This is a genomic window from Telluria sp. B2, from assembly GCF_051789535.1.
GTDB lineage: Bacteria > Pseudomonadota > Gammaproteobacteria > Burkholderiales > Burkholderiaceae_D > Telluria.
Window position 1 is genome coordinate 3,164,986 of the sequence record NZ_CP196525.1, and the last position, 23,231, is coordinate 3,188,216.

Consider the following 23,231-nt stretch of genomic DNA (forward strand, 5'->3'; position numbering starts at 1 on the left):
ATGAAAAAGGCGCCGCTGCAGGGCGGCGCCTTGGCGATCGGGCAGGCCGATCAGATCCAGTAGATCAGCGCGGCCACGCCAACGATGAGGGCGACCTTGGTGACCTTGTAGGCGGTCTTGTTCCAGGCCTTGTAGCGGCGGCGGTACTGGCCCATCACGTGCGAGATCCGGAACAGTTTGCTGACGAGGCCGGTCTGGTCGCCGGTTTCGTTCGGCGAGCTGGCGGCCGTCATCATGGTGCGGCCGAGCCAGCGGTTGACCGCCTGCATCCAGCGGTAGCGCATCGGGCGCTCGACGTCGCAGAACAGGATCACGCGGTCGCTCTCGCTGCCGTTGATCGCCCAGTGGATATAGGTTTCGTCGAAGATCACGCCCTGGCCGTCGCGCCAGCTGTGGCGCTGGCCGTCGACGTCGATGAAGCAGCGGTCGTCGTTCGGCGTGGCCAGGCCCAGGTGGTAGCGCATCGAGCCGGCGAAGGGGTCGCGGTGGGGATTGAGCTTGGCGCCCGGCGGCAGTTCCGCGAACATCGCGGCCTTGACCGAGGGGATGGCCTGGAGCAGCGCATGGGTCTGCGGGCACAGGCGCTGGGCCGATGGGTGGCTGGCGTCGTACCACTTCAGGTAGAAGCGCTTCCAGCCGGTCTTGAAAAAGGAATTGAAGCCGGCGTCGTCGTTCTGCTCCGCCGCCTTGATCTTCTTGAGCGCGAGCATGTTTTCCGCTTCGGCGCGGATGATCTGCCAGTTCTGCTGCAGCGGCGCCAGTTCCGGGAATTCGCTCACCGGGATATAGGGCGTACTTGGCACCTTCGAGAAGTAATGCATGAAGATGTTAATCGGCGCCATGAACGACGAATGGTCGAACAACTGGCGTCCGAACGGCAAGCGGACCTTGCCGCGGAAATGAATGTGCAGAATCGAAAGGAAATAGAAACCGATCACTGCCCACTTCATCACACACCCCCACAGGAAACTGACCACATGGTCAGCATCAGATTAAACAGGGCGCAAGAATAGCATATCCGCCCGAGGGCCGTCCGGCCGCCGGGCGAAATCGACAGGGATTGTCGCGTTCGTGCCGAAGCTTGCAGCGATGCCGTCAGGCCGTGGCACGATGACGAACCGGCCACGCGCGCCAAAGCCCCGGGCCGGCCGCACTGTCACTGTCAGTGCAGCGAGGTCATGGCATAGCCTTTTTCGTTCAGTTGGCTGCTGAGGTTCTTGATGTCGAAGTCCGGCAGTTGCTCGGCATTGTCGTCGACCTCGAACGCACGGGCCTCCACTTCCCAGTCGGTATTGGTGGCTTCCTCGGGGATGTTACGGGTTTCCGGCACGGCCAAGTAGGAGAACTTGCCGTCGCTTTCGGCTCTGCGGTAAATGTCCAGGCGCATAATCGTTTCCTTACAGTGAAGAGCTCGCTTTCGGATGAAAGCGGACGACTCCACAGTAGGCGATCGCGCCCCGCGCGTCTGTTAATTGCCCCACACTCTGCCGGACCGCGGCTCAGCGACCGGGCGACAGCCCGAGCACCCGCGCCGGCAGCATCACGATGGCACGCAGGAGCGAGAACACCGCCTCGACGCCGATGCCGAGCAGCCGGAACGGCAACAGGATCAGCCAGACCAGGGGATAGGCCAGCAGTGCCAGCAAGGCCAGCGGCCAGCACAGGAACAGCAACAGCAGCCACAGCAGGAAGCCCAGCATCGCGCACTCCATCATGTTATCGACAGGCGCAGTGTAGGCCGGCGCCCTGCCCGCCTCAACGCGACTGCGACGAATGGCGCGCCGGCGGGTCCAGGCCGTCGATTTCCCCGATGGGCGGTATCGACAGGCGCGGGCTCAGCGGGCGGCGCCGCGGATCGCCTGCGCCACGCGCGTCTTGCCGGCGCGCTCGGCGAGCTGCTCGGCCGTCAGGCCTTCGCTGTTCTTCAGCGAGGCCTTCGCGCCCTGGGCGATCAGGAGCAGCGCGGTGCCGTCCTTGCCCTCGCGCGCGGCCATCATCAGGGGCGTATAGGCGCCGCTGCGGGGCGGCGACAGCGCGTCGATCTTCGCGCCCCGCTCCAGCAGGCGCTTCACGATTTCGTCGTCGCCAGCCGCCGCGGCATAGTGCAGCGCCGTCCAGCCCGGCTGATTGACCTTCGCCCCTTTCGCCAGCAGCTTCTCCACGGCTTCGCGGTTGCGCTTGAAGGCGGCCATCATCAGCGCGGTGTTGCCATTGACGGCCCGGGTTTCCAGGTTGGTGCCCGGGTGGTCGAGGAAGACCTGCATCACCCGCATCGCGTCTTCGCGCAGCGCCAGCACCAGGCCGGGCTCGCCCCCGAGCGGATTGAGCTGGTTGGCGTTGACGGTGGCGCCGATCATGGCCTGGACGGTCTTCGCGTCGTCGAGCTGGACCGCCCGGAAGAAACGCGTGAGTTCGGCGGCATCCGGCGGCCTGGTGGCTGCACTGGATGCACTGGATGCACTGGCTGCCTGGGCCAGGCCGGCCCCGGCGCCCATCGCGAACAGGAAACTGCGCAGGATGGCGCGGCGCGGCAGGCTCATGGTCAATCCTTTCTGGCGTGCTGGAACAGCTTGAAGAAGTTCTCGCTGGTGCGGTCCGCCACTTCGCGCAGCGGCACGCCCTTCAGGTTGGCGATGAACTCGGCCACGTGCGGCACATAGCCCGGCTCGTTCATCTTGCCGCGGTAGGGCACCGGCGCGAGGTAGGGGGCATCGGTCTCGACCAGGATGCGGTCGAGCGGCACGGCGCGCGCCACTTCCTGCAGGTCTTTTGCGCTCTTGAAGGTGACGATGCCGGAAAACGAGATGTAGAAGCCCATCTCGATCGCGGCCTGCGCCACTTCCAGCGACTCGGTGAAGCAGTGCATGACGCCGGCGACGCCGCCGGCAGCCACGCCCGCGCCCTCTTCCTGCAGGATGCGGATGGTGTCGGCGCTGGCCGAGCGGGTATGGATGATCAGGGGTTTGCGCGTCTCGCGCGAAGCACGGATATGGGTGCGGAAGCGCTCGCGCTGCCATTCGAGGTCGCCCTCGAGGCGGTAGTAGTCCAGGCCGGTTTCGCCAATGGCGATGATCTTCGGATGGTCGGCCAGCCCGACCAGCTGCTGCACGGACGGTTCGGGCGTGTCCTCGTAGTCCGGATGCACGCCGACCGACGCGTAGATGTGCGGATACTGTTCGGCCAGGGCGAGCACGGAGGGGAATTCGGGCAGGTCGACCGAGACGCACAGCGCGTGTGTCACCCCGTTTTCGGCCATCCTGGCCAGGATCTCGGGCATGCGCGCGGCAAGCTCGGGGAAATTGATATGGCAATGGGAATCGATGTACATGCCGACATTGTAAGGCCAGCCGACAGACGTTGCCACGCGCGGATTGTTTCATGGTTCTGTCGGGTGGGCGCGGCCGGCGTAGGCACCTGTGTCCACGCTGTGCGGACTTCGCATTGCCGCGGCCGTCACCAGGAGAGTACCCAACGCGACCTTGCAGTTGCCGGCGCCCGGTTACAGCCGGGAGCGCAAACGCACGACCGCGTGGACACAGGTGTCCACCCTACAACTACACAAAAAGAGCGGCCGTAGCCGCTCTTTTCTCACGCAGGCGAAAAATTACGCAGCGTTCTTGCGACGGCGTACCGCCGCGCCGGCGCCCAGCAGGGCGATGCCGAACAGGGCCAGCGAGCCCGGCTCAGGCACTTCCGCGCCTTCGGCCAGCTTGAACTGACCGTTGGTGCCCAGGAAGAAGTACTGACCCGGCGCGTTCGCGTAGGTGCCGCCCGAGCAGCCTGGGCCGGCGAAGCCGCCGAACTGGCAAGCCACTTCATCGACCAGGCGGTCGGTCGGACGGCCCAGGGTGTTGGCGTTGGTGAAGGCGAAGGACAGGACCGACGAACCCGACAGGTCCTTGCCGGCGCCGGTGAAGAAGTAGCCGGCGTCGAGCATGCCCGGGGCGGCCGAGGCCAGCACGGTCACCTGGCCGTTGTTGGTCGGGCTGCCGCTGGCATCGACCAGGCCGCCGCCGCCAGCCAGCACGTTGAACTCGGCGATCAGGTTGCCCAGGTTGGCGCCGAAGTAGCCTTCGGTGCTGCCATACTGGCCGTCGGTCGGGTTCTGGTACATCTTGATGGTGCCGCCGGTGAACTTGAAGGCGCCGTTGAAGGTGCCGGTGCCCATGGCTTCGAAAGTCGCCGTGATGTTGCCGCCGGCATAGTTCAGCGGGAACAGCATGCCGTTGCTGTCGGCCTGCTGGATGTTGAAGACGGCGGTTTCCTTGAACGTGAAGGAATTCTGGCCGGTGGTGGTCAGTTCGATGAAGGCATTGCCGTTCACATCGAGGTATTCGTTGACGACCTGGCCGTCGTCATAGCCGCCGCCATTCGGGTTGAAGACCCAGTCGTTGAGGACGGGAGCTGCAAATGCGGTACCGGAAGTGCAAGCTGCGACAGCTGCTGCGCAAATCATTTTCTTAACAAATTTCATATTTCCTCTTAACCATTTGGTCGTCGTAAGATGGGACCCACAATGCATGCAAGACGCATGCCAGAGAAAATACTTCCTTATTAAACAATGACTTGTAAACTTCTCCCGCCAAGTCGCGCGTCAGTGTAAGAATTCCCGACAAGGAGCTGTGTCTCACAGGAATTTACAATGTTCGCACTGAATTGTTAAATACCGCACATAGCGTGCCGCTTACTCGACCACGCGCTTGCCGAGAATGATGAGGTCGCGCTCGATCCCGTCCAGGTTGGCAACACGCGGGAAATGCGCCCAGGTATCGAAACCGAACTTGCGGAACAGCGCCAGGCTCGGCGCGTTGTGGCCGAAGATGAAGCCCAGCAGGGTATGCACCTTGATCTGCGGCGCGAATGCGATCGCCTGCTCCAGGCAGTAGCGGCCGATGCCCTTGCCGCGCCAGCTTTCGGCGATATAGATCGACAGCTCGGCCGTGCCCGAATAGGCCGGGCGGCCATAGAAATTCGAGTAGGACATCCAGCCGATGACTTCCGGATGTTCGGACTTGTCCTCTGCATCGTGGATCACCCACAGCGGGCGCCGTTCGGGCGTGTGGTCGGCGAACCAGCCTTCGCGCGAGGCGACGGTGATGGGTTCGGTATCGGCGGTGACTTCGCGCGAGGCGACGGTGGAGTTATAGATGTCGACGATGACCGGCAGGTCGTCGCGGCGGGCGAGGCGATGTACGTAGGACGGCATGAAGTGAACTAGAAGTGAACCAGAGATAAGCTGGAAGTGGACTGAATGGGCAGCGGAAATCGGCGGAAATGAAGCCTACAGAGTGTGGGTGGCGCGCGAGGAGCGCAGCGCGGCGCCCAGGATTTCTTCGATGCGGGCCTTGGCGCGCTGGCCGGTTTCGTCGGCCGGGAAATGCACACCGACGCCCTGGGCCTTGCTGTTGTTGGCGCCGGCGGGCGTGATCCAGACCACCTTGCCGGCGATCGGATACTTGTTCGCATCGTCCATCAGCGACAGGATCAGGTAGATCTCGTCGCCGATCTTGTAGGGTTTGTTGGTCGGCACGAACATGCCGCCGTTCTTCAAGAAAGGCATATAGGCGGCGTACAGGGCGGCCTTTTCCTTGATGGCAAGCGACAGCACCGCCGGCCGCGGCACGAGCGAGGCGTTCGGGTCGGTTGTATTGCCGGACATCGGTTTCCTTTCAGGCGGAGCTGCAGCAGCGCGTGTAATCGAGCAGCATGTCTTCCACGAACAGTTTAGCCGACAAGGGGTGGTCCGCCACCGCCCGCCGCTCGTTCGTCGACTTTACTGCACGCAACAAGTTCGCAGTGTGCACGTTGCCGGCCAAGCCTGCAAGTTCCTTCTGGTAGCGCGGATAGTAGCGCACCACGCCGCACAGCTTCACCGACAGCAGGTCGTAGAGCCAGCGCTGCTGCCAGGACACCAGCGCCGCCAGCGGCGTCTTGCTGAGCTTTTCCGCGCTGCGCAAGGCCGACTCGGCGCTCGGGCGCGCCAGGAAGTGCAGCAGGCTGTCGAGTTCCTCGCGGTTGCCGAGCTCGGCCTGGGCGCGCGCCGCCAGCGGGGCGCCGCCCTCCTCGCGCAGCCAGCTGTCGGCGTCGGCCACGCCCTGCTGCTTCAGCCAGGCCAGCGCGGCGGCGTGGTCGGGCATGGGCAGGGCGAACTTGCGGCAACGTGAAAGGATCGTCGGCAGCAGACGGTCCAGCCCGTTCGAAGCGAGCAGGAACACGGTGCCGGGCGGCGGCTCTTCCAGGGTCTTCAGCAGGGCGTTCGAGGCCGGCATGTTCAGCGCCTCGGCCGGATACAGCACGACCACGCGCAGGCCCTGGCGGTGAGTCGAGATGTTCATGAAGTCGGCCAGATTACGGATCTGCTCGATCTTGATCTCTTTCGAGGGCGCCTTGGCCGACTTGGCCTTCTTCTCGGCCTCGCCGCCCTCCTCGCCTTCGCCAGCCGGCTCGTCTTCCAGGGCTTCCGGGCGCACCCGGCGGTAGTCCGGGTGGTTGTGCTGCACGAACCAGCCACAGGACGCGCAGGCGCCACAGGCCTGGCCGTCGGGCTGGACGTTCTCGCACAGGAGGGCTTGCGCAAAGTGTTCGATGAAGTCGGCCTTGCCGATGCCGGCCGGGCCATGGAACAGGATTGCATGGGGCAGCCTGGCGCGCAGCTGCTGCAGCTGCTCCCAGGCCGCTTGCTGCCAGGGGTAAATCAAAACAATTTCTCCAGCGCCTCGGCAATCGTCTGCCGGGTCGCTTCAATGCTGCGCGTCGAGTCGACCACCACGAAGCGCTCCGGGAACTGGGCGGCGCGGCGCAGGTACTCGGCGCGGCAGCGGGCAAAGAACTCGCCCTGCTCGCGCTCGAACTTGTCGAGGGTGCGGGTGGCGTCCAGGCGCTCGCGCGCCACCTCGAGCGGGACGTCGAACAGCAGCGTCAGGTCGGGCTGCAGGTGGGGGTGGACCCAGGCTTCGAGCGCTTCCATTTTCAGGCGATCGAGGCCGCGCCCGCCGCTCTGGTAGGCGAAGCTGGCGTCGGTGAAGCGGTCGGACAGCACCCAGGCGCCGGCGGCCAGGCTCGGTTCGATCACCTGGGCGATGTGCTCGCGGCGGCTGGCGAACATCAGCAGGGCCTCGGTTTCCAGGTCCATCTTCTCGTGCAGCAGCAGGTCACGCAGCTTTTCGCCCAGCGGCGTGCCGCCCGGCTCGCGCGAGGCGACCACACGCTTTCCGCGCCCGGTGAGAAACTCGCTGATATAGCCGATGTGGGTCGACTTGCCGGCGCCGTCGATGCCCTCGACGGTAAGGAATTTGCCGCGCTGTGTCATGGTCTTGCGATCCCGCGCTGGTACTGGTTGACCGCGCGGTTGTGGTCGTTCAGGTTGCTTGAAAACTGGCTGGTGCCGTCGTTGCGCGACACGAAGTACAGGGCGTCGGTCTTGGCCGGCGCCATCGCCGCGGCCAGCGATTGCACACCCGGCAGCGAAATCGGCGTCGGCGGCAGGCCGTAGCGGGTGTAGGTGTTGTACGGCGTATCGGTCTGCAAGTCCTTCTTGGCGATCTTGCCTTCGTAGCGCAGGCCCATGCCGTAGATCACGCTTGGGTCGGTCTGCAGCATCATGCCGGTGCGCAGGCGGTTCACGAACACGCCGGCGATCATCGCGCGCTCGCTCTTCTGGCCGGTTTCCTTCTCGACGATCGAGGCCATGATCAGGGCCTCGTAGGGATTCTTGTAAGGCAGGTTCGGCTCGCGCTTTTCCCAGGCCGCGTTCAGGCGGTTCAGCATCATCTGGTGCGCCTGGCGGTAGATCTGCAGGTCGCTCGCGCCCTTGGCGAAGAGATAGGTATCCGGGAAGAACAGGCCCTCGGGCTGCTTGAATTCCGACGAGATCTTCGCCATCAGTTCGGCATCCGACATCTTCGCGGTTTCGTGGCGCAGCGTTTTGGTGGCGGCGATGGCTTCGCGCATCTGGCGGAAGGTCCAGCCCTCGATGATGGTGACGGCTTCCTGGGCGAATTCGCCGCGCACGAGTTGCGTCAGCAGGCGCCGCGGCGAGGTATTCGGTTTCAGTTCATAGCTGCCGGCCTTGATGCGCCCGGCGTCGCCGCTCAGGCGCGCGAGAACCTGGAACAGGAAAGGATTGACGGGCACGCCGGCCCTGGCCATCTGCTGGGCGGCCGCGTTCACGCCGCTGCCGGGCGTGATGGTGAATTCGATCGGCGGATCGCTCGTGGTCAAGGGATGCTTGGACCACCAGGCGAAACCACCAGCCGCCGCGACTGACACGATCGCGCCGGTAACAATGATTTTTTTTATCAGTGCCATTCTCTACTGTTCTTGTGCTTTTAAGCCGTCTCCGGCGCGAAATGCTCGACAACTCTATAATGAGGCCGTAATGATAAAGCCTAATTGCGAAGAATATTGGATTTATGAGCAACTGGACAGAATATCTGGCGTCGCACGGCGCCCGCTTCCATATTGACGAAGCCACCCAGGTCGAGGATTTCGGCCGCACCCTGACAGCGGACGAGCTGGCCGCCGGTTTCGTCGCCCCCGTGACCGACCTCGGCCTGATCGCGGTCGCCGGCGACGATGCCGCCAGCTTCCTGCACAACCAGCTGACGAACGACGTCGAGCACCTCGGCAACGGCGAAGCCCGCCTGGCCGGCTACTGCACGCCGAAAGGCCGCCTGCAGGCGACCTTCCTGATGTGGCGGGACGAAGACGCGGTTTACCTGCAACTGCCGCGCGCCATCCAGCCGCCGCTGCAGAAGCGTTTGACCATGTTCGTGCTGCGGGCCAAGGCCAAGCTGCGCGACGCCACCGCGGAAGAGACCTTTGCGGCCGTGCTCGGATTCGGCGGCGCGAAGGCCGAAGCTGCGCTGCGCGCCCAGGTGGGCGAACTGCCGGCCGCGGCCTACGGCAAGGCAAGGGGCGACAAGGGCACGGTAATCCGCCTGGCCGACGCCTTCGGCGCCCCGCGCTACCTCCTGCTCGCTTCGACTGCAAACGCCCAGGCCATGTTCCCGGCTTTGACCGCCGAACTGGCGCTGGGCGGCAACCAGGCCTGGCAGCTCGCGGCGATCCATGCCGGCGTGCCCCAGGTGACGCAGCCGACCCAGGAACAGTTCGTTCCGCAGATGGTCAACCTCGAACTGCTCGGCGGGGTGAACTTCAAGAAGGGCTGCTACCCGGGCCAGGAAATCGTCGCGCGCAGCCAGTACCTCGGCAAGCTCAAGCGCAGGACCAGCCTGGCCACGGTCGAGAACGCGGCCGCGCGCGCCGGCGACGAGGTCTTCTCGACCGCCGATCCGGACCAGCCCTGCGGCATGGTGGTCAACGCCGCACCGAACGGACTCGGCGGCGCCGACATGCTGGTCGAGATGAAGCTGGCGGCCCTGGGCGAGGACGTGCGCTTCGGCTCGGCCACCGGCCCGGCCCTGCGCTTCCTGGCCCTGCCCTACCAGCTCGACGCGCTCGACATCTGAGATGATCGACCTGTACGTGTACTACAAGGTCGCCGAGGACCGGACCGCGCCGCTCGAGCCGCTAGTGCGCGCCATGCAGGCGCGCCTGGCGCAGGACCTGGGCGTGAGCGGCCAGCTCAAGCGCCGCCCCGACACCCGCGACGGCCTGCAGACCTGGATGGAAGTCTACGCTGGCGTTCCCGAACAGTTCGCGGCGCAACTCGACGCCGCCGCCGCCGAAGCCGGCCTGGCGGACCTGATCGAAGGTCCGCGCCGTGCCGAGGTTTTCCTGGAGTTCAACGCATGTGCCTGATCGTCTTCGCCTGGCGCGTCATTCCCGGCGTGCCAGTGATTGCCGCCGCCAACCGCGACGAGTTCTACGACCGCCCGACCGCGCCCGCCGCACCCTGGCCGGAAAACCCGAACGTGATCGCCGGGCGCGACCTGGAACACGGCGGCAGCTGGATGGGCGTGACGCGCGAGGGTCCCAAAGGCCCGAAATTCGCCGCGCTCACGAATATCCGGGCGCCCAGCGAAGTGCGAACGGACGCCCCTTCGCGCGGCGCGCTGGTGGCCGACTTCCTCAAGGGTTCGCTGTCGGCCGCCGAGTACCTCGAAGTCATCAAGGAACGCGGCGACGTCTACAACGGCTACAACCTGGTGCTGGGCGACGCCAGCGCCCTGTACTGGTATTCGAACCGCGCCGGCGACGACCCGCGCAACGGCCAGCCGCTCGAGCCGGGACGCATTTACGGCATCTCCAACGGGCTGCTCGATGCGCCCTGGCCGAAAGTCACCCGCACCAAGGCCCAGTTCGCCAGCCTGCTGTGCCAGGGCGCGCCGGAAGACGCCTACTTCGAGATGCTGGCCGACACCACGCGCGCGCCGGACATGCGCCTGCCCGAGACCGGCGTGCCGATCGACCTGGAGCGGGTGTTGTCGGCGGTCTGCATCGAAACGCCGGGCTACGGCACCCGCACCTCGACGGTGGTGAAGCTGTACGAGAATGCGCCGGCGGAGCTGCACGAGCGCATATTGCGGCCTTGACCCGGGCCGGCTGGTGGCGCTCACACCGTGAACGGGCCACGGCCGTAGGGTGGGCGCCCCGTGCCCACCAAACACAGGCATCGCGTTGGCATTTGCAATCAAATCCCGCCTGCTCATGCTTCCGGTGGGCACGGGGCGCCCACCCTACATGATCGAACTCAAATAACGAGGGTTTAGCAGCGCGGAATCACCTGCATCCTTGTCCAAGGCTCTTTTGCAGCGATACGGAGGACGTCATGCGTACGCCTCTTTCCTTCCTGGCGGCACTACTTGCCGCCGCCCTGCTCTCGGCCTGCCAGGCGAGCACCCCCAGCGCCTCCATCAACCAGCTCCCGCACGAGGATCCGACGGAAACCAGCACCAGCCTGGCCGACTCGCCCCAGGTGGGCGGGACCGGCAGCGCCGGCGCCAGCTCGTCCGGGGAGCAGGCCTGCCTGCGCGGCAAGCACGAATGCTCCACCGACAAGCAATGCTGCTCGGGCCGCTGCATGCAGGCAGGCAGCGCGAGCGGCATATGCGGGAAGTAGGCGCCGGGAGAGGCGCCGAAGCAGGTTCGAGAAACGAAGCAGCTCAGAGCTTGGCGCGCAGCATCTCGCGGATGTGGGGCGTGGCCGCGTAGGGGTCCGGCGGATTGCGCTGTTCCAGGATGGCGTTCATGTTCTCGGCCACACCGCCCAGCGCGTGCGGGTGCGAGAAGATATAAAAGCGCTTCTCCTGAATCGCCTCGAAGGTCATGCGCGAGACGTCGGCGGCCGACACCTTGCCCGATTCGACCGCCTTGGCCGTCAGCGCCTGCGCCGCGATCTGGCTGTTGGTCGGGCCATTCTCGCCCTTGAGTTCCTCGGGGCGGTTGCGGTGCGAGTGGCTGATGCCGGTCGGCACGAAGTACGGGCAGAGCACCGAGGTGCCAATCGGCGCCCCGACCAGCTGCAGGTCGTGGTAGAGCGTCTCCGTCAGCGACACCACCGCGTGCTTCGAGACGTTGTACACACCCATTGCCGGCGCGTTCAGCAGGCCTGCCATCGAGGCCGTGTTCACGATATGGCCCTCGAAGGACGGGTCCTTTTTCGCGCACTCGAGCATGGTGCGGGTGAACACGCGCACGCCGTGGATCACGCCCCACAGGTTCACGCCCAGCACCCATTCCCAGTCCTGCTCGCTGTTTTCCCAGATCAGGCCGCCCGAACCGACGCCGGCGTTGTTGAACACCAGGTGGATGCCATGGAAGCGGGCCACCGCCGCGTCCGCCAATTCCTGCACGTGGGCGCCCTTGCTGACGTCGCACACCATCGCCAGCACCTCGACACCGCGCGCCAGCAGTGCATCGGTGACTCGCTCGAGGGCGTCGGCCTGGACGTCGGCCAGCACCAGCTTCATGCCGAGCCCGGCCGCGGTTTCCGCGAATTCGCGTCCCAGGCCGCTGCCGGCGCCGGTAATGACGGCTACTTTGCCGCTGAAGTTCTTCATCGTTTTCCCCTCAGACTGCGGACACGCCGCCGTCGACCGCCAGGATCTGGCCCGTGATGTGCTTGCCGGCGTCGGAGGCGAACAGCACGACCGCGCCCTTCAGGTCCTCGTCGTCGCCCAGGCGCCCGAGCGGCGCGTCCTTGGCCAGGGTATCGGCGCCGATGGTCGACAACACGCCCTTGGTCATTTTAGACGGGAAGAAGCCCGGCGCGATGGAGTTGACGGTGATGCCGTGGCGACCCCATTCGCCGGCCAGCGCGCGCGTGAAATTGACGATCGCGCCCTTCGAGGTGTTGTAGGCGATGGTGCTCATCGTGCCCGGCGGATTGCCGGCGAGACCCGCGATCGAGGAGATGTTGACGATGCGCCCGTAGCGGCGCGGGATCATCGACAGCTTGCCGACCATCTGCGACACCAGGAAGATGCTGCGCACGTTCAGGTTCATGACCTTGTCCCAGGCCTCGAGCGGATGCTCCTCGGCCGGGGCGCCCCAGCTGGCGCCGGCGTTGTTGATCAGGATGTCGATGTGGCCGAGGCGGCGCAGGGCTTCCTCGACGAAAGGCTGGACATTGCTTTCCTGCGACAGGTCGCAGGCGATCGCCGAAGCCTCGATGCCTTTCGAAGCCAGGTGGGCCACGGCGGCGTCGAGTTCTTCCTGCTTGCGCGAGGAAAGCACCAGGCGCGCGCCCTGCTCGCCGAGCGCCTCCGCCATCTGCAGGCCGAGTCCGCGCGAGCCGCCGGTCACCAGTGCGGTCTTGCCTTGAAGTGAAAATAATTCCTGGGTAGTGCGCATGCTGTCTCCGTTGTTATTGTGTTGCGAAGGTGGGTCAGACTTCGTAATCCATGCACTGGCGCTCTTCGCGCACGGCCTTGAAGAATGGCATCAGGGCCTGGTGGGTGGGGTGATTGGCGTAGGCTTCCAGCGCCTCCTTGTTCTCGAAGGCGGAGACCAGCACCACGTCGTAGGTCGCCTCCAGGCCCGGCTGGGCCAGCGCGACCTCGAACTGCAGGATGCCCGGCACGATGTTGGCGCAGGCATCCAGGCGGCGCTTCATTTCCTGGGCGTTCGTCTGGCGGTCGGCGCCCTCGGCCTGCTCCTTGAGCTTCCACATCACGATGTGCTTGATCATATCTTTCCCGAATCTATCTCGTTAATACCAAAGGTTTTACATATCACTGGACTGCGATCAAGGCGCCGCAGTTACAGCACTTCGAACAGTCCGGCCGCGCCCTGGCCGCCGCCGATGCACATCGTCACCACGACATACTTGACGCCGCGGCGCTTGCCCTCGATCAGCGCATGACCGACCAGGCGCGCACCCGACACGCCATACGGATGGCCGACCGCGATCGCGCCGCCGTTCACGTTCAGGCGGTCCATCGGAATGCCCAGCTTGTCGGCGCAGTACAGCACCTGGACGGCAAAGGCCTCGTTCAGTTCCCACAGGCCGATGTCGTCGACCGTGAGGCCGGCTTTCTGCAACAGTTTCGGCACCGCGAACACCGGGCCGATGCCCATCTCGTCAGGCTCGCAGCCGGCCACCGCGAAGCCGCGGAACACGCCCAGCGGCGCCAGCCCTTTGGCTTCGGCCATGCGGCGGCTCATCACGATGGACACCGAGGCGCCGTCCGAGAACTGGCTGGCGTTGCCGGCGGTGATGACGCCGCCCGGCAGCGCGGTGCGGATCTTGCTCACGCCCTCGATGGTGGTGTCGGCGCGGATGCCCTCGTCGGCGGCGATCGTCACCTCGCGCGTGAGCAGGCGGCCCGAGGCCTTGTCGGCCACGCCCATGACGGTGGTCATCGGCACGATCTCGGTGTCGAAACGGCCTGCGGCCTGGGCGGCGGCTGCACGCTGCTGGCTCTGCACGCCATAGGCATCCTGGCGGTCCTTGGCGATCTCGTAGCGCTTGGCAACCATCTCGGCGGTCTGCAGCATCGACCAGTAGATCTCGGGCTTGCTCGCGCGCAGCGCCGGGTCGCGCAGCATGTGGGTGTTCATTTCCTGCTGCACGCAGGAGATCGACTCGACGCCGCCGGCGGCGAAGATCTCGCCTTCGCCGGCCAGCACGCGCTGGGCCGCCAGGGCGATGGTCTGCAGGCCCGAGGAGCAGAAGCGGTTGACCGTCATGCCCGGCACGGTCACCGGGCAGCCGGCGCGCAGGGCGATCTGGCGCGCGATGTTGCCGCCGGTGGCGCCTTCCGGATTGGCGCAGCCCATGATCACGTCCTCGACTTCGCCCGCGGCGATGCCGGCGCGTTCGATGGCGGCGGCGAGCACGTGCCCGCCGAGGGTGGCGCCATGGGTCATGTTGAAGGCTCCCTTCCACGACTTGGCCAAGCCGGTGCGGGCGGTCGATACGATGACGGCGTCTTGCATTCTGGTCTCCCTGGTGTTGGTGTATGAGGTGTTCGATGAGGTGTCGGACCAGATGAGAATAGCACAAGATTAGTACGGTCGTTCGCAAATCTTGATGCTTGCGCCTCATCATATACAGATGGGATTTTCCGTACGGCTGGGGCGGTCAAACGTTCAGTCAAGCACAGCGGCACCGCCCATGCAGCCACGCCGCAAGCGACCTGCAAGCGACCTGCAAGCGCCCCGAGCGCCTCCTGCAACCGGTTCGCAAGCAGCCTCGTCAACCATTAGTAAGTTTGCAGTAAGTTTGGAGCAAGCATGACGTAAGTTTAACGGTCCACACTCCGTGCACGCTGACCAGAATCCTGCACAGACAGGTTCCACGTACGGCTATCCGAGACCTACATTACTATACGGAGACATACAACATGGCTATCACACCCGGCATGACCGCGGGCGGGAAGGCGGTACCTTCCTCCCAGGGAATGACCAAGGAAGAACGCAAGGTGATCTTTGCGTCCTCGCTTGGCACCGTTTTTGAATGGTACGACTTCTACCTCTACGGTTCGCTCGCCGCCATCATCGGCAAGCAGTTCTTCCTCGGTGATACCACCACCTCCTTCATCTTCGCCCTGCTGACTTTCGCCGCCGGCTTCATCGTGCGTCCCTTCGGCGCGCTCGTGTTCGGCCGCCTCGGCGACATGATCGGCCGCAAGTACACCTTCCTGGTCACCATCCTCATCATGGGCGGCTCGACCTTCCTGGTCGGCCTGCTCCCGGGCCACGCCTCGATCGGCATCGCGGCGCCGATCATCCTGGTCACCCTGCGCATCCTGCAAGGCCTGGCGCTGGGCGGCGAATACGGCGGCGCGGCCACCTACGTCGCCGAGCACGCGCCGGAAGGAAAGCGCGGCTACTTCACCGCCTTTATCCAGACCACCGCGACCATGGGCCTGTTCCTGTCGCTGCTGGTCATCCTGGGCACCCGCACCGCCGTCGGCGAAGAGGAATTCACGGCCTGGGGCTGGCGCATCCCCTTCCTGGTCTCCGTCCTGCTGCTCGGCATCTCGGTATGGATCCGGATGTCGATGAACGAGTCGCCGGCCTTCGCCAAGATGAAAGCCGAAGGCAAGACCTCGAAGGCGCCGCTGTCGGAAGCCTTCATGAACTGGAAAAACGGCAAGATCGTCCTGCTGGCCCTGGTCGGCCTGACGATGGGCCAGGCGGTCGTCTGGTACACCGGCCAGTTCTACGCCCTGTTCTTCCTGACCCAGACCCTGAAGATCGACGGCCCGACCGCGAACATCCTGATCGCCATCGCCCTGCTGCTGGCCACCCCCTTCTTCCTGGTCTTCGGCTGGTTGTCGGACAAGATCGGCCGCAAGTGGATCATCCTGGGCGGCTGCGTCATCGCCGCGGCCACCTACTTCCCGATCTTCAAGGCCATCACCCACTACGGCAACCCGGCCCTGGAGCAGGCCATCAACAGCGCACCGGTCGTGGTCGTTGCCGACCCGAACTCGTGCAACTTCCAGGTCGACCCGAGCGGCACCCGCAAATTCCCGGCATCCTGCGACATCGCCAGCCGCATGCTGACCAACGCCTCGGTCAACTACACGACCGTCGAAGCGCCGGCCGGCACCGTCGCCAGCGTCAAGGTCGGCGACAAGGTCTTCCAGAGCTTCAACGCCACCATGACGCCTGACGGCCTGGACTTCGACAAGGACAGCAAGGCCAGGGAAGCGGCACTGAAGAAGGAAATCACCGGCGCCCTGAAGGCCGCCGGCTATCCGGAAAAGGCCGACCCGAACCAGATCAACAAGCCAATGCTGGTGCTGCTGCTCTTCATCCTGGTGATCTACGTGACCATGGTCTACGGCCCGATCGCCGCAATGCTGGTCGAGATGTTCCCGACCCGTATCCGCTACAGCTCGATGTCCCTGCCTTACCACATCGGTAACGGCTGGTTCGGCGGCCTGCTGCCGACCATCTCGTTTGCCCTGGTGGCGGCAAACGGCAACATCTACTACGGCCTCTGGTATCCGATCATCATCGCCCTGATCACCGTCGTGATCGGCGCCCTCTTCGTTCGCGAAACCAAGGACAACAACATCTACGCCACCGACTGAGCGCAAGCCTGCCGGAAAACGAAAATGCCGCTGGAAACAGCGGCATTTTTTTCATTCCATCCGGGGAGCAGCTCGTCTCACCGCCCAGTCATGCGGCTCCGCCGGCAAGCTTCGCCAACTTGAGCACATCGCTTGATTCGATGCATTCCGGCACTTCCTTGGACAGCGCTTGCAGATGCGGCGCTGCCAGATGCCGGTCGAGGTCGGCCTGGCTGCGCCACTCCTCGGTAAACACGAAGCGACGGGGATTCTCGATATCGCGATTGATCTGGTAGCTGATGCAGCCTTCCTCGCGCAGCGTCGTGTCGACGACGCCCCGGAAGAGTTGTTCCAGTTTCTGTTCAAAGCCGGGTTTGGCGACGAAGATGGCAACAACGAACAAGGTCATGGCGGTTCCTGAAGGTGAGTGACCGACAAGATTATCACAGGAATTCAGGCCGCCAGGCCCCCGGCCTGCCTGGCATCGCAGTCGAACCAGAAAAAAGCGGACGACGCCAGCTGCCGCCGATTCAACACCAGAGAGAACTGTCCGCCCCGCATCTACTGCGCCTGGCTGACCAGGTAGGCACAGCGCCTTGCTCCCTCCAGCTGATGCTCGATCCTCACCACGTTCACCCCCGGCCCCAGCACGCGCCGGAACACCTCCAGCTCCGAGCGGCAGAACTGCTGGCAGGACTGGGCCGCCGCGCAGATCGGGCAATGGTTCTCCAGCAGGAGCAGGCTGCCGTCCGCGCGCGGCTCGACCTCGGCCATGTAGCCCTCGAGCGAACGCGCTTCGGCCAGCGCCGCCACCTGCTCGTCCAGGGTGGCGTTGCGGTCGACCCGGGCCGAATAGGCGCGCTCGCTGCTCTCTTCTCGCGCCACGATCAGCTTTTCCAGCCCGGACTCCCCGAACAGCGTGCGCACGCCTTCGATCAGGTCGAGCGTCAGCTCCGCATGGCGGTCGGGAAAGCGCGCATGGCCCGTCTCCGTCAGCTGCCAGCGCCGCACCGGACGTCCGACCTTGCCGGGCGTGTCGAGAAAACTCACCAGGCCCTTCTCGACGCCCAGCTCGAGCTGGCGCCGCACACCCATCGCCGTCATCCCGAGCAATTCGGCCAGCGCCTGCGCCGTCTGCGCGCCCCGGGTCTTGAGCATCATGAGCACCTGGTCGAACGTATTCATTTCACCTCCACTTTCACTTCCATTTGCGCCTCGACCGCGCGCCCACTCCAGTTGCGCATCGCCAGCGCCGCCCAGGCCGCCAGCAGGCCGCCGACGACCAGCACCAGGCGCGTATCGAACAGCGTCAGCACGCCGCCCACCAGCGCCATCACGATATTGGCCAGGCAGAAGGTGGTCGAGAGCAGACCCATGACGGCGCCCTGCCCGTGCGCGGCGAACTGTTCGGCCGACCAGCCTTGCAGCGTGGCGTTGTAATAGGCATGCGGCAGGCCAAACAGGACGATGGCCGCCAGGCCGATCCACAGGTTGCCGAAGCCGACGGCGAGGATCGCCGTTGCGGCAAGCGCCGCCTGGCCGCTGGCGCGCCGGCGCGGCTCCAGGGGGCTGGCGCGGCCGGCGAACAGGGCCGCGAAGGTCATCAGGGCGCACATGCCCATGTTCACCAGCGCAATCTGGCGCGTGTCGTAGCGGCCGATGTCGACCAGCCACAGCGGGAAGAATTCGTAGAAGGAGGCGACCCCGCAGGCGTAGGCGAAATGCAGCACGAACAGGGTGCGCAGGGGCGTGTGGCGCAGCAGGGTGAGCGAATGACGCTCGCGCGCCACCGTCCACCAGCTGCCGCGCTGCGGGGCGATCTGTTCCCGGTCCAGCGCCAGCGCGGCCAGGCCCGCGCCCAGCAGCAGCGCGCCCGCGGCAATATAGAAAGGCACCGTGATCCCGGCCGCGACGGTGAAGCCGGCCAGCAGCGGCCCGACCAGCCAGCCCAGGTGGAAGGCCCCGTTCAGCCAGGATAGTGCGTGGTTGCGCAGCCCGCCCGTCAGGCGCTCGGCCAGCATGGCGCGCATGATGGAGCCATTCCCTTCCAGCAGGCCGGTGACGAAGCGGGCAAGCAGGAACAACGGATACGACTGCGCCACCAGCGCCCAGGCCGTCAGTGCGTGCCCGACGGCGGCGCCGACCGCGGTGATCAGGAGCACGCGCCGGCGTCCGAAGCGGTCCGACACCGGGCCCAGCATGGCGCTGCCGATCAGGAGCCCGACCGGATTGATCATCAGGGCGATGCCGAACAGGAGCTTGGAGGGCAGGCCGAGGAAGCCGGTCAGGTCATTGGCGACGCCGGCGGCAAACAGCGGCGGCAGGATCGGGTAAGGCAGTGATGCCCCCGTCGTGGAGAGCAGGCCCAGCAGGCAGGCGCTGGCGATCAGGAGCACAGTCTTCATGGACGGTCCAGGACGTTGCAATATCAGCATCGTATGCCTGAGCCGCCAATAAGTAAACGTTTTTGTTTATTTATTGAAGAGGGCAAAAAAACGGCGGACCCGTGGTCCGCCGTTCCGTCGGTCTTGCCGGCATTCAGCAGGCAAACCAGCTTGTCAAATCAACCGTTGAACCCCTTGCCCTCGCCGGCCAGGCCCTCCAGCAGTGGCGCCGGCGCCCAGGCTTCGCCATGACGGCCGCGCGCGAATTGCTGGATTGCGGCAAGCACGTTCGGCAGGCCCACCGTATCCGCGTACAGCATCGGACCGCCGCGGTGCAGCGGGAAGCCGTAGCCGGTCAGGTACACCATGTCGATGTCGGAGGCGCGCAGGGCGATGCCTTCTTCCAGGATGCGGGCGCCCTCGTTCGCCAGCGCGAACACCAGGCGCTGGACGATCTCCTCGTCCGAAATCGCACGGCGCTCGACGCCGATCTCCTTCGAGTAGCCGACGATCATCTCGTTCACGGCCGCCGAAGGATAGGCCTTGCGGTCGCCCGCCTGGTAGTCGTACCAGCCGGCGCCGGTCTTCTGGCCGAAGCGGCCCTGTTCGCACAGGCGGTCCGGGATCGGCGAATACACCAGTTCCGGCGACTCGGCATAGCGGCGCTTGCGGATGTACCAGCCGATGTCGTTGCCGGCCAGGTCGCTCATGCGGAAGGGGCCCATGGCGAAGCCGAATTTCTCGATCGCCTTGTCGACCTGCTCCGGCAGCGCGCCCTCTTCCAGCAGGAAGAAGGCCTGGCGCAGGTACTGCTCCACCATGCGGTTGCCGATGAAGCCGTCGCACACGCCCGAGACCACGCCGGTCTTGCGGATCTTCTTGGACAGCGCCAGGGCCGTCGCCAGCACGTCCTTGCCGGTCTTCGCGCCGCGTACGATCTCCAGCAGTTTCATGACGTTGGCCGGGCTGAAGAAGTGCAGGCCGATCACGTCCTGCGGGCGCGAGGTAAATTCGGCGATCCGGTTCAGGTCCAGCGTCGAGGTGTTGGACGCCAGGATCGCGCCCGGCTTCATCACTTCGTCGAGCTTGCGGAACACCTGTCCCTTGACCTCCATGTCCTCGAACACGGCTTCGACCACGATGTCGGCCTGGCCGATCTCCTCATACGAGAGCGTGCCGGTGATCAGGCCGATGCGCTGCTCGGCCTTGTCCTGGGACAGCTTGCCCTTCTTGACCGTGTTCTCGTAGTTCTTGCGGATGATGCCCAGGCCCTTGTCCAGGGCTTCCTGTTTCATCTCCAGGATGGTGACCGGGATGCCCGCGTTCGCGAAGTTCATCGCGATGCCGCCGCCCATGGTACCGGCGCCGATCACGGCCGCGCGCTCGATCTTGCGGGTCGGGGTGTCGGCCGGGACGTCGGGCACCTTGCTGGCGGCGCGCTCGGCGAAGAAGGCATGGCGCAGCGCCTTCGATTCCGTGGTCTGGGCCAGGGCCAGGAAGCGCTCGCGCTCGAAAGCAAGGCCGTCCTCGAATTTCTTCGTGACGCTGGCCGCCACGCACTCGACGCATTCGAGCGGCGCCGGGAAGGGACCGGCCATGGCTTTCACGGTATTGCGCGAGAACTGCAGGAAGCCCTCGTAGTTCGGGTAATCGATCTTCAGGTCGCGCACTTTCGGCAGCGGGCGGACGTCGGCGATGCTGTTCGCGAACGCCACGCTGGCGGCGACGAGGTCGGCGCCGGCATCGAACACGCGGTCGAAGAGTTTCGTCTCGGCGAGCTTTTCCGACATCACCGGATTGCCCGAGACGATCATGTTCAGGCCCAGCTCCAGACCCACCACGCGCGGCAGGCGCTGGGTGCCGCCTGCTCCCGGCACCAGGCCGATCTTCACTTCCGGCAGGCCGATCTGAGCGCCGGGCAGCGCCACGCGGTAGTGGCAGCCGAGCGACAATTCCAGGCCACCGCCCATGCAGACGCCGTGGATGGCCGCGACGACCGGCTTGGACAGGTTCTCGGCGGTGGCGATCAGGGTGTGCAGCGTCGGTTCGGTCAGGGCCTTGGGCGAATTGAACTCGCGGATGTCGGCGCCGCCGGAGAAGACCTTGCCGGCGCCGGTGATGACGACCGCCTTGATGGCTTCATCGCTTTCCGCGCGGCGCAGCGCCTCGACGGCCGCACTGCGGGTTTCCATGCCCAGGCCGTTGACCGGCGGATTGTTCAGGGTGATGACGGCAACGCTGCCGTGAACGACGTAGTCTGCACTCATGTCTCTTCCTTATTAGTAGTTGAACTGCTTTGAACGGCTTCTCGAACTATAACGTAAAAAAGTACGATCGTCTTATTTCTTCGTTTCCAGTGTCAAATCCGGCCCCGCTCCTGGCGGATGGGCGATTGCGGCGCAGTTGCGGCGCAGTCGTGGCGCAGTTGCTTTATCATGCGGGCCATGAAAGCCATGCGCAGCAAAGTTCCATGAAGATAATGCTTGACCCGGCGGAAGTCGAGTTCAGCGCGATTCGCGCCCAGGGCCCCGGCGGCCAGAACGTCAACAAGGTGTCGTGCGCCGTGCATGCGCGCTTCGACGTCCACGCCTCTTCGCTGCCCGAGGCCGTCAAGGCTCGCCTGCTGGCCCGACGCGACAGCCGCATTTCCCAGGACGGCGTGGTGATCCTGAAGGCCCAGGCTGCGCGCAGCCTGGAGCAGAACAAGACCGATGCCCTGCGCCGCCTCCAGGACATGGTCGACCTGGCCTCGGTAGCGCCCATCGTCCGCCGTCCGACGAAGCCGACGCGCGGCTCCCAGCGCCGGCGCCTGGACGGCAAGGCGCGCAGCGGCGAAGTCAAGCTGCTGCGCCGCAAAGTCATCGATTGAAACCCGCAGCGGCGAGTCCCGCCTCGCCCTGCCACTGAGGAAACCCATGCTCAAACTCATCCAGGAACTGATGCGGCTCTATCTGCCGGAAGGCGCCGTGACCGAAGAAGCGCTGCAGGCCCACATCCTCGGCCAGCAGGCCCTGCCCGTGGAGATCACCACCAGCGGCGGCCTGACGCGCGCGATCGCGATCCCCTTCCAGCGCATCCCCAAGCCCGACGAGGGCCGCCACTGGACCCTGCTCTGCGACGTCGCCCACGCGCTGCAGGCCGAACTGGACTTGCCGGCCCCGGCGGTCAGCATCGGCAGCGGCGGCGGGTTCTGCCTCTGGCTCTCGCTGGCCGTCGCCCTGCCCTCGCTGCAGGTGGGCCAGTTCGTCGAACTGCTGCGCCAGGCCTACTTTCCCGAAATGGAGCCGGTGATCGGCGCCCCGACGGAGCTGCCGCCTTGCCTGAACCGGGAAACCGGCCGCTGGGCGGCCTTCATCAATCCTGGCATGGGCGCCTCCTTCATCGGCGAACCCGGGCTCGAGATCGCGCCGCCGCAGGCGGCCCAGGCCGCCTTCCTCGAGGGCCTGGAGAGCATCGATCCGGTCAGCTTCGACCGCGCCCTGGCCCGGCTGCTGGCGCGCGACCAGGTCCCCGTCGAGGCCGAAGACACTGCTGCCGAGCCGGCGGCGATGCTGTCCACCCCGGCCCCGGCGCTACTGCGTCCCGCGGCCGCGCCCGAAGGCCTGCTGCTGAAGGACGCCACCCTTGAAGACATCGTGCGCCACCTCCATGCCCTGAACATCGAGCCCACGTTCCGGCATCTGATTCCGTCCGGGCGCCAGGCCTGAAGTAGTATGGATTTCATGCAGGGAGCATTGCTACTTTCGCAACTTGGAAATATGATTGAGACTCATTCCTATTTGTGAGGCAGTCATGAAAAAGAATCTCGCAGGACTCCTGGTATTGTTGGCTGCAGGTTCGGCAGGCGCGGCCCAGGCCGACCTCGCGCCGCGCAACGCGGCTCTGGACGCGCAGATCGCGTTCTGGACCTCCAGCGTGAGCGCCGCGGACCTCGCCGCAGGCGCCCAGTGCGCAGCGCCGAACGTGCCTGAGGTATCGACCCGCCACCTGGAAATCCGGGCGGTTTCGCAGTCGATCGAGCGCTGGGAGTCCTGCCACAGGCAATTCGTGCAGCAGTTGGCGGCGAAACCGGCCGAGGCCCGCATTCCCGCCGACGTGCTGGCGGCAATGAGCGCGGACCAGCGCCAGCAGGCCCTGCGGCACGTCGAGGCGATCCAGGCCAGCATGCGTGCGCAAGCGTTCGCCGACGGCGCGGCGCAGATGGCGCGCAACGATGCCTGGCTGGCGCGCACCCTGGACCAGGCCGCGACCGAGTATCCGGCACTGGCCGCCAGCCGCCTGCCGTTCACCTCCGCCGAAGCGTCCACGCTCTTCGACGCCCGCAAGCTGCGCTACGAACAACAGCGCCAGCCGCGCCGCGCGCGCGGCTTCTAGGGCTCCTGGCTGCTTCCCCGCTTCCGACCCAGGTGGCCGGAAG

The 23,231-nt window shown here is 65.5% G+C and carries 27 protein-coding genes; 8 read left to right on the forward strand and 19 right to left on the reverse strand.

Translation table 11 applies throughout. The features are described from left to right. Positions 1-50: 50 nt before the first annotated feature. From lpxO to mltG, 11 genes are all read right to left on the reverse strand, one after another. On the reverse strand, positions 51-950 hold the full coding sequence (gene lpxO, locus ACSUZJ_RS14080) for a lipid A hydroxylase LpxO (protein WP_499416540.1): 900 nt from the start codon (positions 948-950) through the stop codon (positions 51-53). Between the two features lie 212 nt (positions 951-1,162). Next, positions 1,163-1,387, reverse strand: a complete 225-nt coding sequence (locus ACSUZJ_RS14085) for a DUF6139 family protein (protein WP_499409103.1) — start codon at positions 1,385-1,387, stop codon at positions 1,163-1,165. A 112-nt stretch (positions 1,388-1,499) separates the two neighbouring features. After that, positions 1,500-1,700, reverse strand: coding sequence for a hypothetical protein (locus tag ACSUZJ_RS14090; protein WP_499409105.1), 201 nt, complete (start codon positions 1,698-1,700; stop codon positions 1,500-1,502). Positions 1,701-1,835: 135 nt separating this feature from the next. After that, positions 1,836-2,540 carry an ankyrin repeat domain-containing protein gene (locus ACSUZJ_RS14095; RefSeq protein ID WP_499409107.1) on the reverse strand — a complete coding sequence of 235 codons (705 nt, stop codon included), beginning with the start codon at positions 2,538-2,540 and terminating at the stop codon, positions 1,836-1,838. A 2-nt stretch (positions 2,541-2,542) separates the two neighbouring features. Then, positions 2,543-3,328, reverse strand: coding sequence for a TatD family hydrolase (locus tag ACSUZJ_RS14100; RefSeq protein WP_499409109.1), 786 nt, complete (start codon positions 3,326-3,328; stop codon positions 2,543-2,545). Between the two features lie 276 nt (positions 3,329-3,604). Then, positions 3,605-4,474, reverse strand: coding sequence for a flocculation-associated PEP-CTERM protein PepA (gene pepA / locus ACSUZJ_RS14105; protein ID WP_499409111.1), 870 nt, complete (start codon positions 4,472-4,474; stop codon positions 3,605-3,607). Between the two features lie 210 nt (positions 4,475-4,684). After that, positions 4,685-5,206 carry a GNAT family N-acetyltransferase gene (locus ACSUZJ_RS14110; RefSeq protein WP_499409113.1) on the reverse strand — a complete coding sequence of 174 codons (522 nt, stop codon included), beginning with the start codon at positions 5,204-5,206 and terminating at the stop codon, positions 4,685-4,687. A 75-nt stretch (positions 5,207-5,281) separates the two neighbouring features. Next, the gene (locus ACSUZJ_RS14115; RefSeq protein ID WP_499409115.1) at positions 5,282-5,659 is read right to left on the reverse strand and encodes a PilZ domain-containing protein; all 378 of its coding nucleotides are present in this window, start codon (positions 5,657-5,659) and stop codon (positions 5,282-5,284) included. Between the two features lie 10 nt (positions 5,660-5,669). Next, a complete protein-coding gene (locus ACSUZJ_RS14120) occupies positions 5,670-6,698 on the reverse strand; it encodes a DNA polymerase III subunit delta' (RefSeq protein ID WP_499409117.1) in 1,029 nt (342 codons plus the stop codon). Then, the gene (gene tmk / locus ACSUZJ_RS14125; protein WP_499409119.1) at positions 6,695-7,309 is read right to left on the reverse strand and encodes a dTMP kinase; all 615 of its coding nucleotides are present in this window, start codon (positions 7,307-7,309) and stop codon (positions 6,695-6,697) included. Before tmk ends, ACSUZJ_RS14120 begins: the two co-directional genes overlap by 4 nt. Then, positions 7,306-8,307: an endolytic transglycosylase MltG gene (gene mltG, locus ACSUZJ_RS14130; protein WP_499409121.1), complete on the reverse strand. Its 1,002-nt coding sequence runs from the start codon at positions 8,305-8,307 to the stop codon at positions 7,306-7,308. Before mltG ends, tmk begins: the two co-directional genes overlap by 4 nt. Positions 8,308-8,411: 104 nt before the next feature. On the opposite strand from mltG, the gene ygfZ reads away from it, so the two are divergent. The 4 genes from ygfZ to ACSUZJ_RS14150 all read left to right on the forward strand — a co-directional run bounded on the left by ygfZ (position 8,412) and on the right by ACSUZJ_RS14150 (position 11,023). Continuing rightward, positions 8,412-9,470 carry a CAF17-like 4Fe-4S cluster assembly/insertion protein YgfZ gene (gene ygfZ / locus ACSUZJ_RS14135; protein ID WP_499409123.1) on the forward strand — a complete coding sequence of 353 codons (1,059 nt, stop codon included), beginning with the start codon at positions 8,412-8,414 and terminating at the stop codon, positions 9,468-9,470. A 1-nt stretch (position 9,471) separates the two neighbouring features. After that, positions 9,472-9,762: a DUF4936 family protein gene (locus ACSUZJ_RS14140; protein WP_499409125.1), complete on the forward strand. Its 291-nt coding sequence runs from the start codon at positions 9,472-9,474 to the stop codon at positions 9,760-9,762. Then, positions 9,753-10,496, forward strand: coding sequence for an NRDE family protein (locus ACSUZJ_RS14145; RefSeq protein ID WP_499409127.1), 744 nt, complete (start codon positions 9,753-9,755; stop codon positions 10,494-10,496). The genes ACSUZJ_RS14140 and ACSUZJ_RS14145 overlap by 10 nt, the downstream gene beginning before the upstream one ends. Positions 10,497-10,732: 236 nt before the next feature. Continuing rightward, positions 10,733-11,023 (forward strand): hypothetical protein, encoded by a 291-nt coding sequence (locus ACSUZJ_RS14150; RefSeq protein WP_499409129.1) that lies wholly within the window; start codon positions 10,733-10,735, stop codon positions 11,021-11,023. A 43-nt stretch (positions 11,024-11,066) separates the two neighbouring features. Here the strand turns inward: ACSUZJ_RS14150 and ACSUZJ_RS14155 are convergent, their stop codons facing one another. From ACSUZJ_RS14155 to ACSUZJ_RS14170, 4 genes are all read right to left on the reverse strand, one after another. Then, the gene (locus ACSUZJ_RS14155) at positions 11,067-11,963 is read right to left on the reverse strand and encodes an SDR family oxidoreductase (RefSeq protein WP_499409131.1); all 897 of its coding nucleotides are present in this window, start codon (positions 11,961-11,963) and stop codon (positions 11,067-11,069) included. Between the two features lie 10 nt (positions 11,964-11,973). Continuing rightward, on the reverse strand, positions 11,974-12,756 hold the full coding sequence (locus ACSUZJ_RS14160) for an SDR family oxidoreductase (protein WP_499409133.1): 783 nt from the start codon (positions 12,754-12,756) through the stop codon (positions 11,974-11,976). A 34-nt stretch (positions 12,757-12,790) separates the two neighbouring features. Beyond that, positions 12,791-13,093 carry a Dabb family protein gene (locus ACSUZJ_RS14165; protein WP_499409135.1) on the reverse strand — a complete coding sequence of 101 codons (303 nt, stop codon included), beginning with the start codon at positions 13,091-13,093 and terminating at the stop codon, positions 12,791-12,793. Between the two features lie 71 nt (positions 13,094-13,164). Continuing rightward, complete coding sequence (locus ACSUZJ_RS14170; protein ID WP_499409137.1) at positions 13,165-14,343, reverse strand: acetyl-CoA C-acyltransferase; 1,179 nt, start codon at positions 14,341-14,343, stop codon at positions 13,165-13,167. Between the two features lie 407 nt (positions 14,344-14,750). Here ACSUZJ_RS14170 and ACSUZJ_RS14175 point away from each other — a divergent pair, with 407 nt between their 5' ends. Then, a complete protein-coding gene (locus ACSUZJ_RS14175; RefSeq protein WP_499409139.1) occupies positions 14,751-16,451 on the forward strand; it encodes an MFS transporter in 1,701 nt (566 codons plus the stop codon). Between the two features lie 88 nt (positions 16,452-16,539). Here the strand turns inward: ACSUZJ_RS14175 and ACSUZJ_RS14180 are convergent, their stop codons facing one another. From ACSUZJ_RS14180 to ACSUZJ_RS14195, 4 genes are all read right to left on the reverse strand, one after another. After that, on the reverse strand, positions 16,540-16,839 hold the full coding sequence (locus tag ACSUZJ_RS14180; protein WP_499409141.1) for a putative quinol monooxygenase: 300 nt from the start codon (positions 16,837-16,839) through the stop codon (positions 16,540-16,542). A 152-nt stretch (positions 16,840-16,991) separates the two neighbouring features. Continuing rightward, a complete protein-coding gene (locus ACSUZJ_RS14185; RefSeq protein ID WP_499409143.1) occupies positions 16,992-17,615 on the reverse strand; it encodes a helix-turn-helix transcriptional regulator in 624 nt (207 codons plus the stop codon). Next, positions 17,612-18,835, reverse strand: a complete 1,224-nt coding sequence (locus tag ACSUZJ_RS14190; RefSeq protein WP_499409145.1) for an MFS transporter — start codon at positions 18,833-18,835, stop codon at positions 17,612-17,614. Before ACSUZJ_RS14190 ends, ACSUZJ_RS14185 begins: the two co-directional genes overlap by 4 nt. 158 nt (positions 18,836-18,993) lie before the next feature. After that, complete coding sequence (locus tag ACSUZJ_RS14195) at positions 18,994-21,081, reverse strand: 3-hydroxyacyl-CoA dehydrogenase NAD-binding domain-containing protein (protein WP_499409147.1); 2,088 nt, start codon at positions 21,079-21,081, stop codon at positions 18,994-18,996. A gap of 203 nt (positions 21,082-21,284) precedes the next feature. Here ACSUZJ_RS14195 and arfB point away from each other — a divergent pair, with 203 nt between their 5' ends. The 3 genes from arfB to ACSUZJ_RS14210 all read left to right on the forward strand — a co-directional run bounded on the left by arfB (position 21,285) and on the right by ACSUZJ_RS14210 (position 23,188). Next, complete coding sequence (gene arfB / locus ACSUZJ_RS14200; protein ID WP_499409149.1) at positions 21,285-21,683, forward strand: alternative ribosome rescue aminoacyl-tRNA hydrolase ArfB; 399 nt, start codon at positions 21,285-21,287, stop codon at positions 21,681-21,683. Between the two features lie 46 nt (positions 21,684-21,729). Further along, positions 21,730-22,521, forward strand: a complete 792-nt coding sequence (locus ACSUZJ_RS14205) for a hypothetical protein (protein WP_499409151.1) — start codon at positions 21,730-21,732, stop codon at positions 22,519-22,521. An 85-nt stretch (positions 22,522-22,606) separates the two neighbouring features. Continuing rightward, complete coding sequence (locus ACSUZJ_RS14210; protein ID WP_499409153.1) at positions 22,607-23,188, forward strand: hypothetical protein; 582 nt, start codon at positions 22,607-22,609, stop codon at positions 23,186-23,188. The last annotated feature ends 43 nt before the right edge of the window (positions 23,189-23,231 follow it).

Coding starts and splice junctions, on each gene's coding strand:
- lpxO (WP_499416540.1), bottom strand. CDS start 950: ATGAAGTGGGCAGTGATCGGTTTCTATTTCCTTTCGATTCTGCACATT.
- ACSUZJ_RS14085 (WP_499409103.1), bottom strand. CDS start 1,387: ATGCGCCTGGACATTTACCGCAGAGCCGAAAGCGACGGCAAGTTCTCC.
- ACSUZJ_RS14090 (WP_499409105.1), bottom strand. CDS start 1,700: ATGCTGGGCTTCCTGCTGTGGCTGCTGTTGCTGTTCCTGTGCTGGCCG.
- ACSUZJ_RS14095 (WP_499409107.1), bottom strand. CDS start 2,540: ATGAGCCTGCCGCGCCGCGCCATCCTGCGCAGTTTCCTGTTCGCGATG.
- ACSUZJ_RS14100 (WP_499409109.1), bottom strand. CDS start 3,328: ATGTACATCGATTCCCATTGCCATATCAATTTCCCCGAGCTTGCCGCG.
- pepA (WP_499409111.1), bottom strand. CDS start 4,474: ATGAAATTTGTTAAGAAAATGATTTGCGCAGCAGCTGTCGCAGCTTGC.
- ACSUZJ_RS14110 (WP_499409113.1), bottom strand. CDS start 5,206: ATGCCGTCCTACGTACATCGCCTCGCCCGCCGCGACGACCTGCCGGTC.
- ACSUZJ_RS14115 (WP_499409115.1), bottom strand. CDS start 5,659: ATGTCCGGCAATACAACCGACCCGAACGCCTCGCTCGTGCCGCGGCCG.
- tmk (WP_499409119.1), bottom strand. CDS start 7,309: ATGACACAGCGCGGCAAATTCCTTACCGTCGAGGGCATCGACGGCGCC.
- mltG (WP_499409121.1), bottom strand. CDS start 8,307: ATGGCACTGATAAAAAAAATCATTGTTACCGGCGCGATCGTGTCAGTC.
- ygfZ (WP_499409123.1), top strand. CDS start 8,412: ATGAGCAACTGGACAGAATATCTGGCGTCGCACGGCGCCCGCTTCCAT.
- ACSUZJ_RS14140 (WP_499409125.1), top strand. CDS start 9,472: ATGATCGACCTGTACGTGTACTACAAGGTCGCCGAGGACCGGACCGCG.
- ACSUZJ_RS14145 (WP_499409127.1), top strand. CDS start 9,753: ATGTGCCTGATCGTCTTCGCCTGGCGCGTCATTCCCGGCGTGCCAGTG.
- ACSUZJ_RS14150 (WP_499409129.1), top strand. CDS start 10,733: ATGCGTACGCCTCTTTCCTTCCTGGCGGCACTACTTGCCGCCGCCCTG.
- ACSUZJ_RS14155 (WP_499409131.1), bottom strand. CDS start 11,963: ATGAAGAACTTCAGCGGCAAAGTAGCCGTCATTACCGGCGCCGGCAGC.
- ACSUZJ_RS14160 (WP_499409133.1), bottom strand. CDS start 12,756: ATGCGCACTACCCAGGAATTATTTTCACTTCAAGGCAAGACCGCACTG.
- ACSUZJ_RS14165 (WP_499409135.1), bottom strand. CDS start 13,093: ATGATCAAGCACATCGTGATGTGGAAGCTCAAGGAGCAGGCCGAGGGC.
- ACSUZJ_RS14170 (WP_499409137.1), bottom strand. CDS start 14,343: ATGCAAGACGCCGTCATCGTATCGACCGCCCGCACCGGCTTGGCCAAG.
- ACSUZJ_RS14175 (WP_499409139.1), top strand. CDS start 14,751: ATGGCTATCACACCCGGCATGACCGCGGGCGGGAAGGCGGTACCTTCC.
- ACSUZJ_RS14180 (WP_499409141.1), bottom strand. CDS start 16,839: ATGACCTTGTTCGTTGTTGCCATCTTCGTCGCCAAACCCGGCTTTGAA.
- ACSUZJ_RS14185 (WP_499409143.1), bottom strand. CDS start 17,615: ATGAATACGTTCGACCAGGTGCTCATGATGCTCAAGACCCGGGGCGCG.
- ACSUZJ_RS14190 (WP_499409145.1), bottom strand. CDS start 18,835: ATGAAGACTGTGCTCCTGATCGCCAGCGCCTGCCTGCTGGGCCTGCTC.
- ACSUZJ_RS14195 (WP_499409147.1), bottom strand. CDS start 21,081: ATGAGTGCAGACTACGTCGTTCACGGCAGCGTTGCCGTCATCACCCTG.
- arfB (WP_499409149.1), top strand. CDS start 21,285: ATGAAGATAATGCTTGACCCGGCGGAAGTCGAGTTCAGCGCGATTCGC.
- ACSUZJ_RS14205 (WP_499409151.1), top strand. CDS start 21,730: ATGCTCAAACTCATCCAGGAACTGATGCGGCTCTATCTGCCGGAAGGC.
- ACSUZJ_RS14210 (WP_499409153.1), top strand. CDS start 22,607: ATGAAAAAGAATCTCGCAGGACTCCTGGTATTGTTGGCTGCAGGTTCG.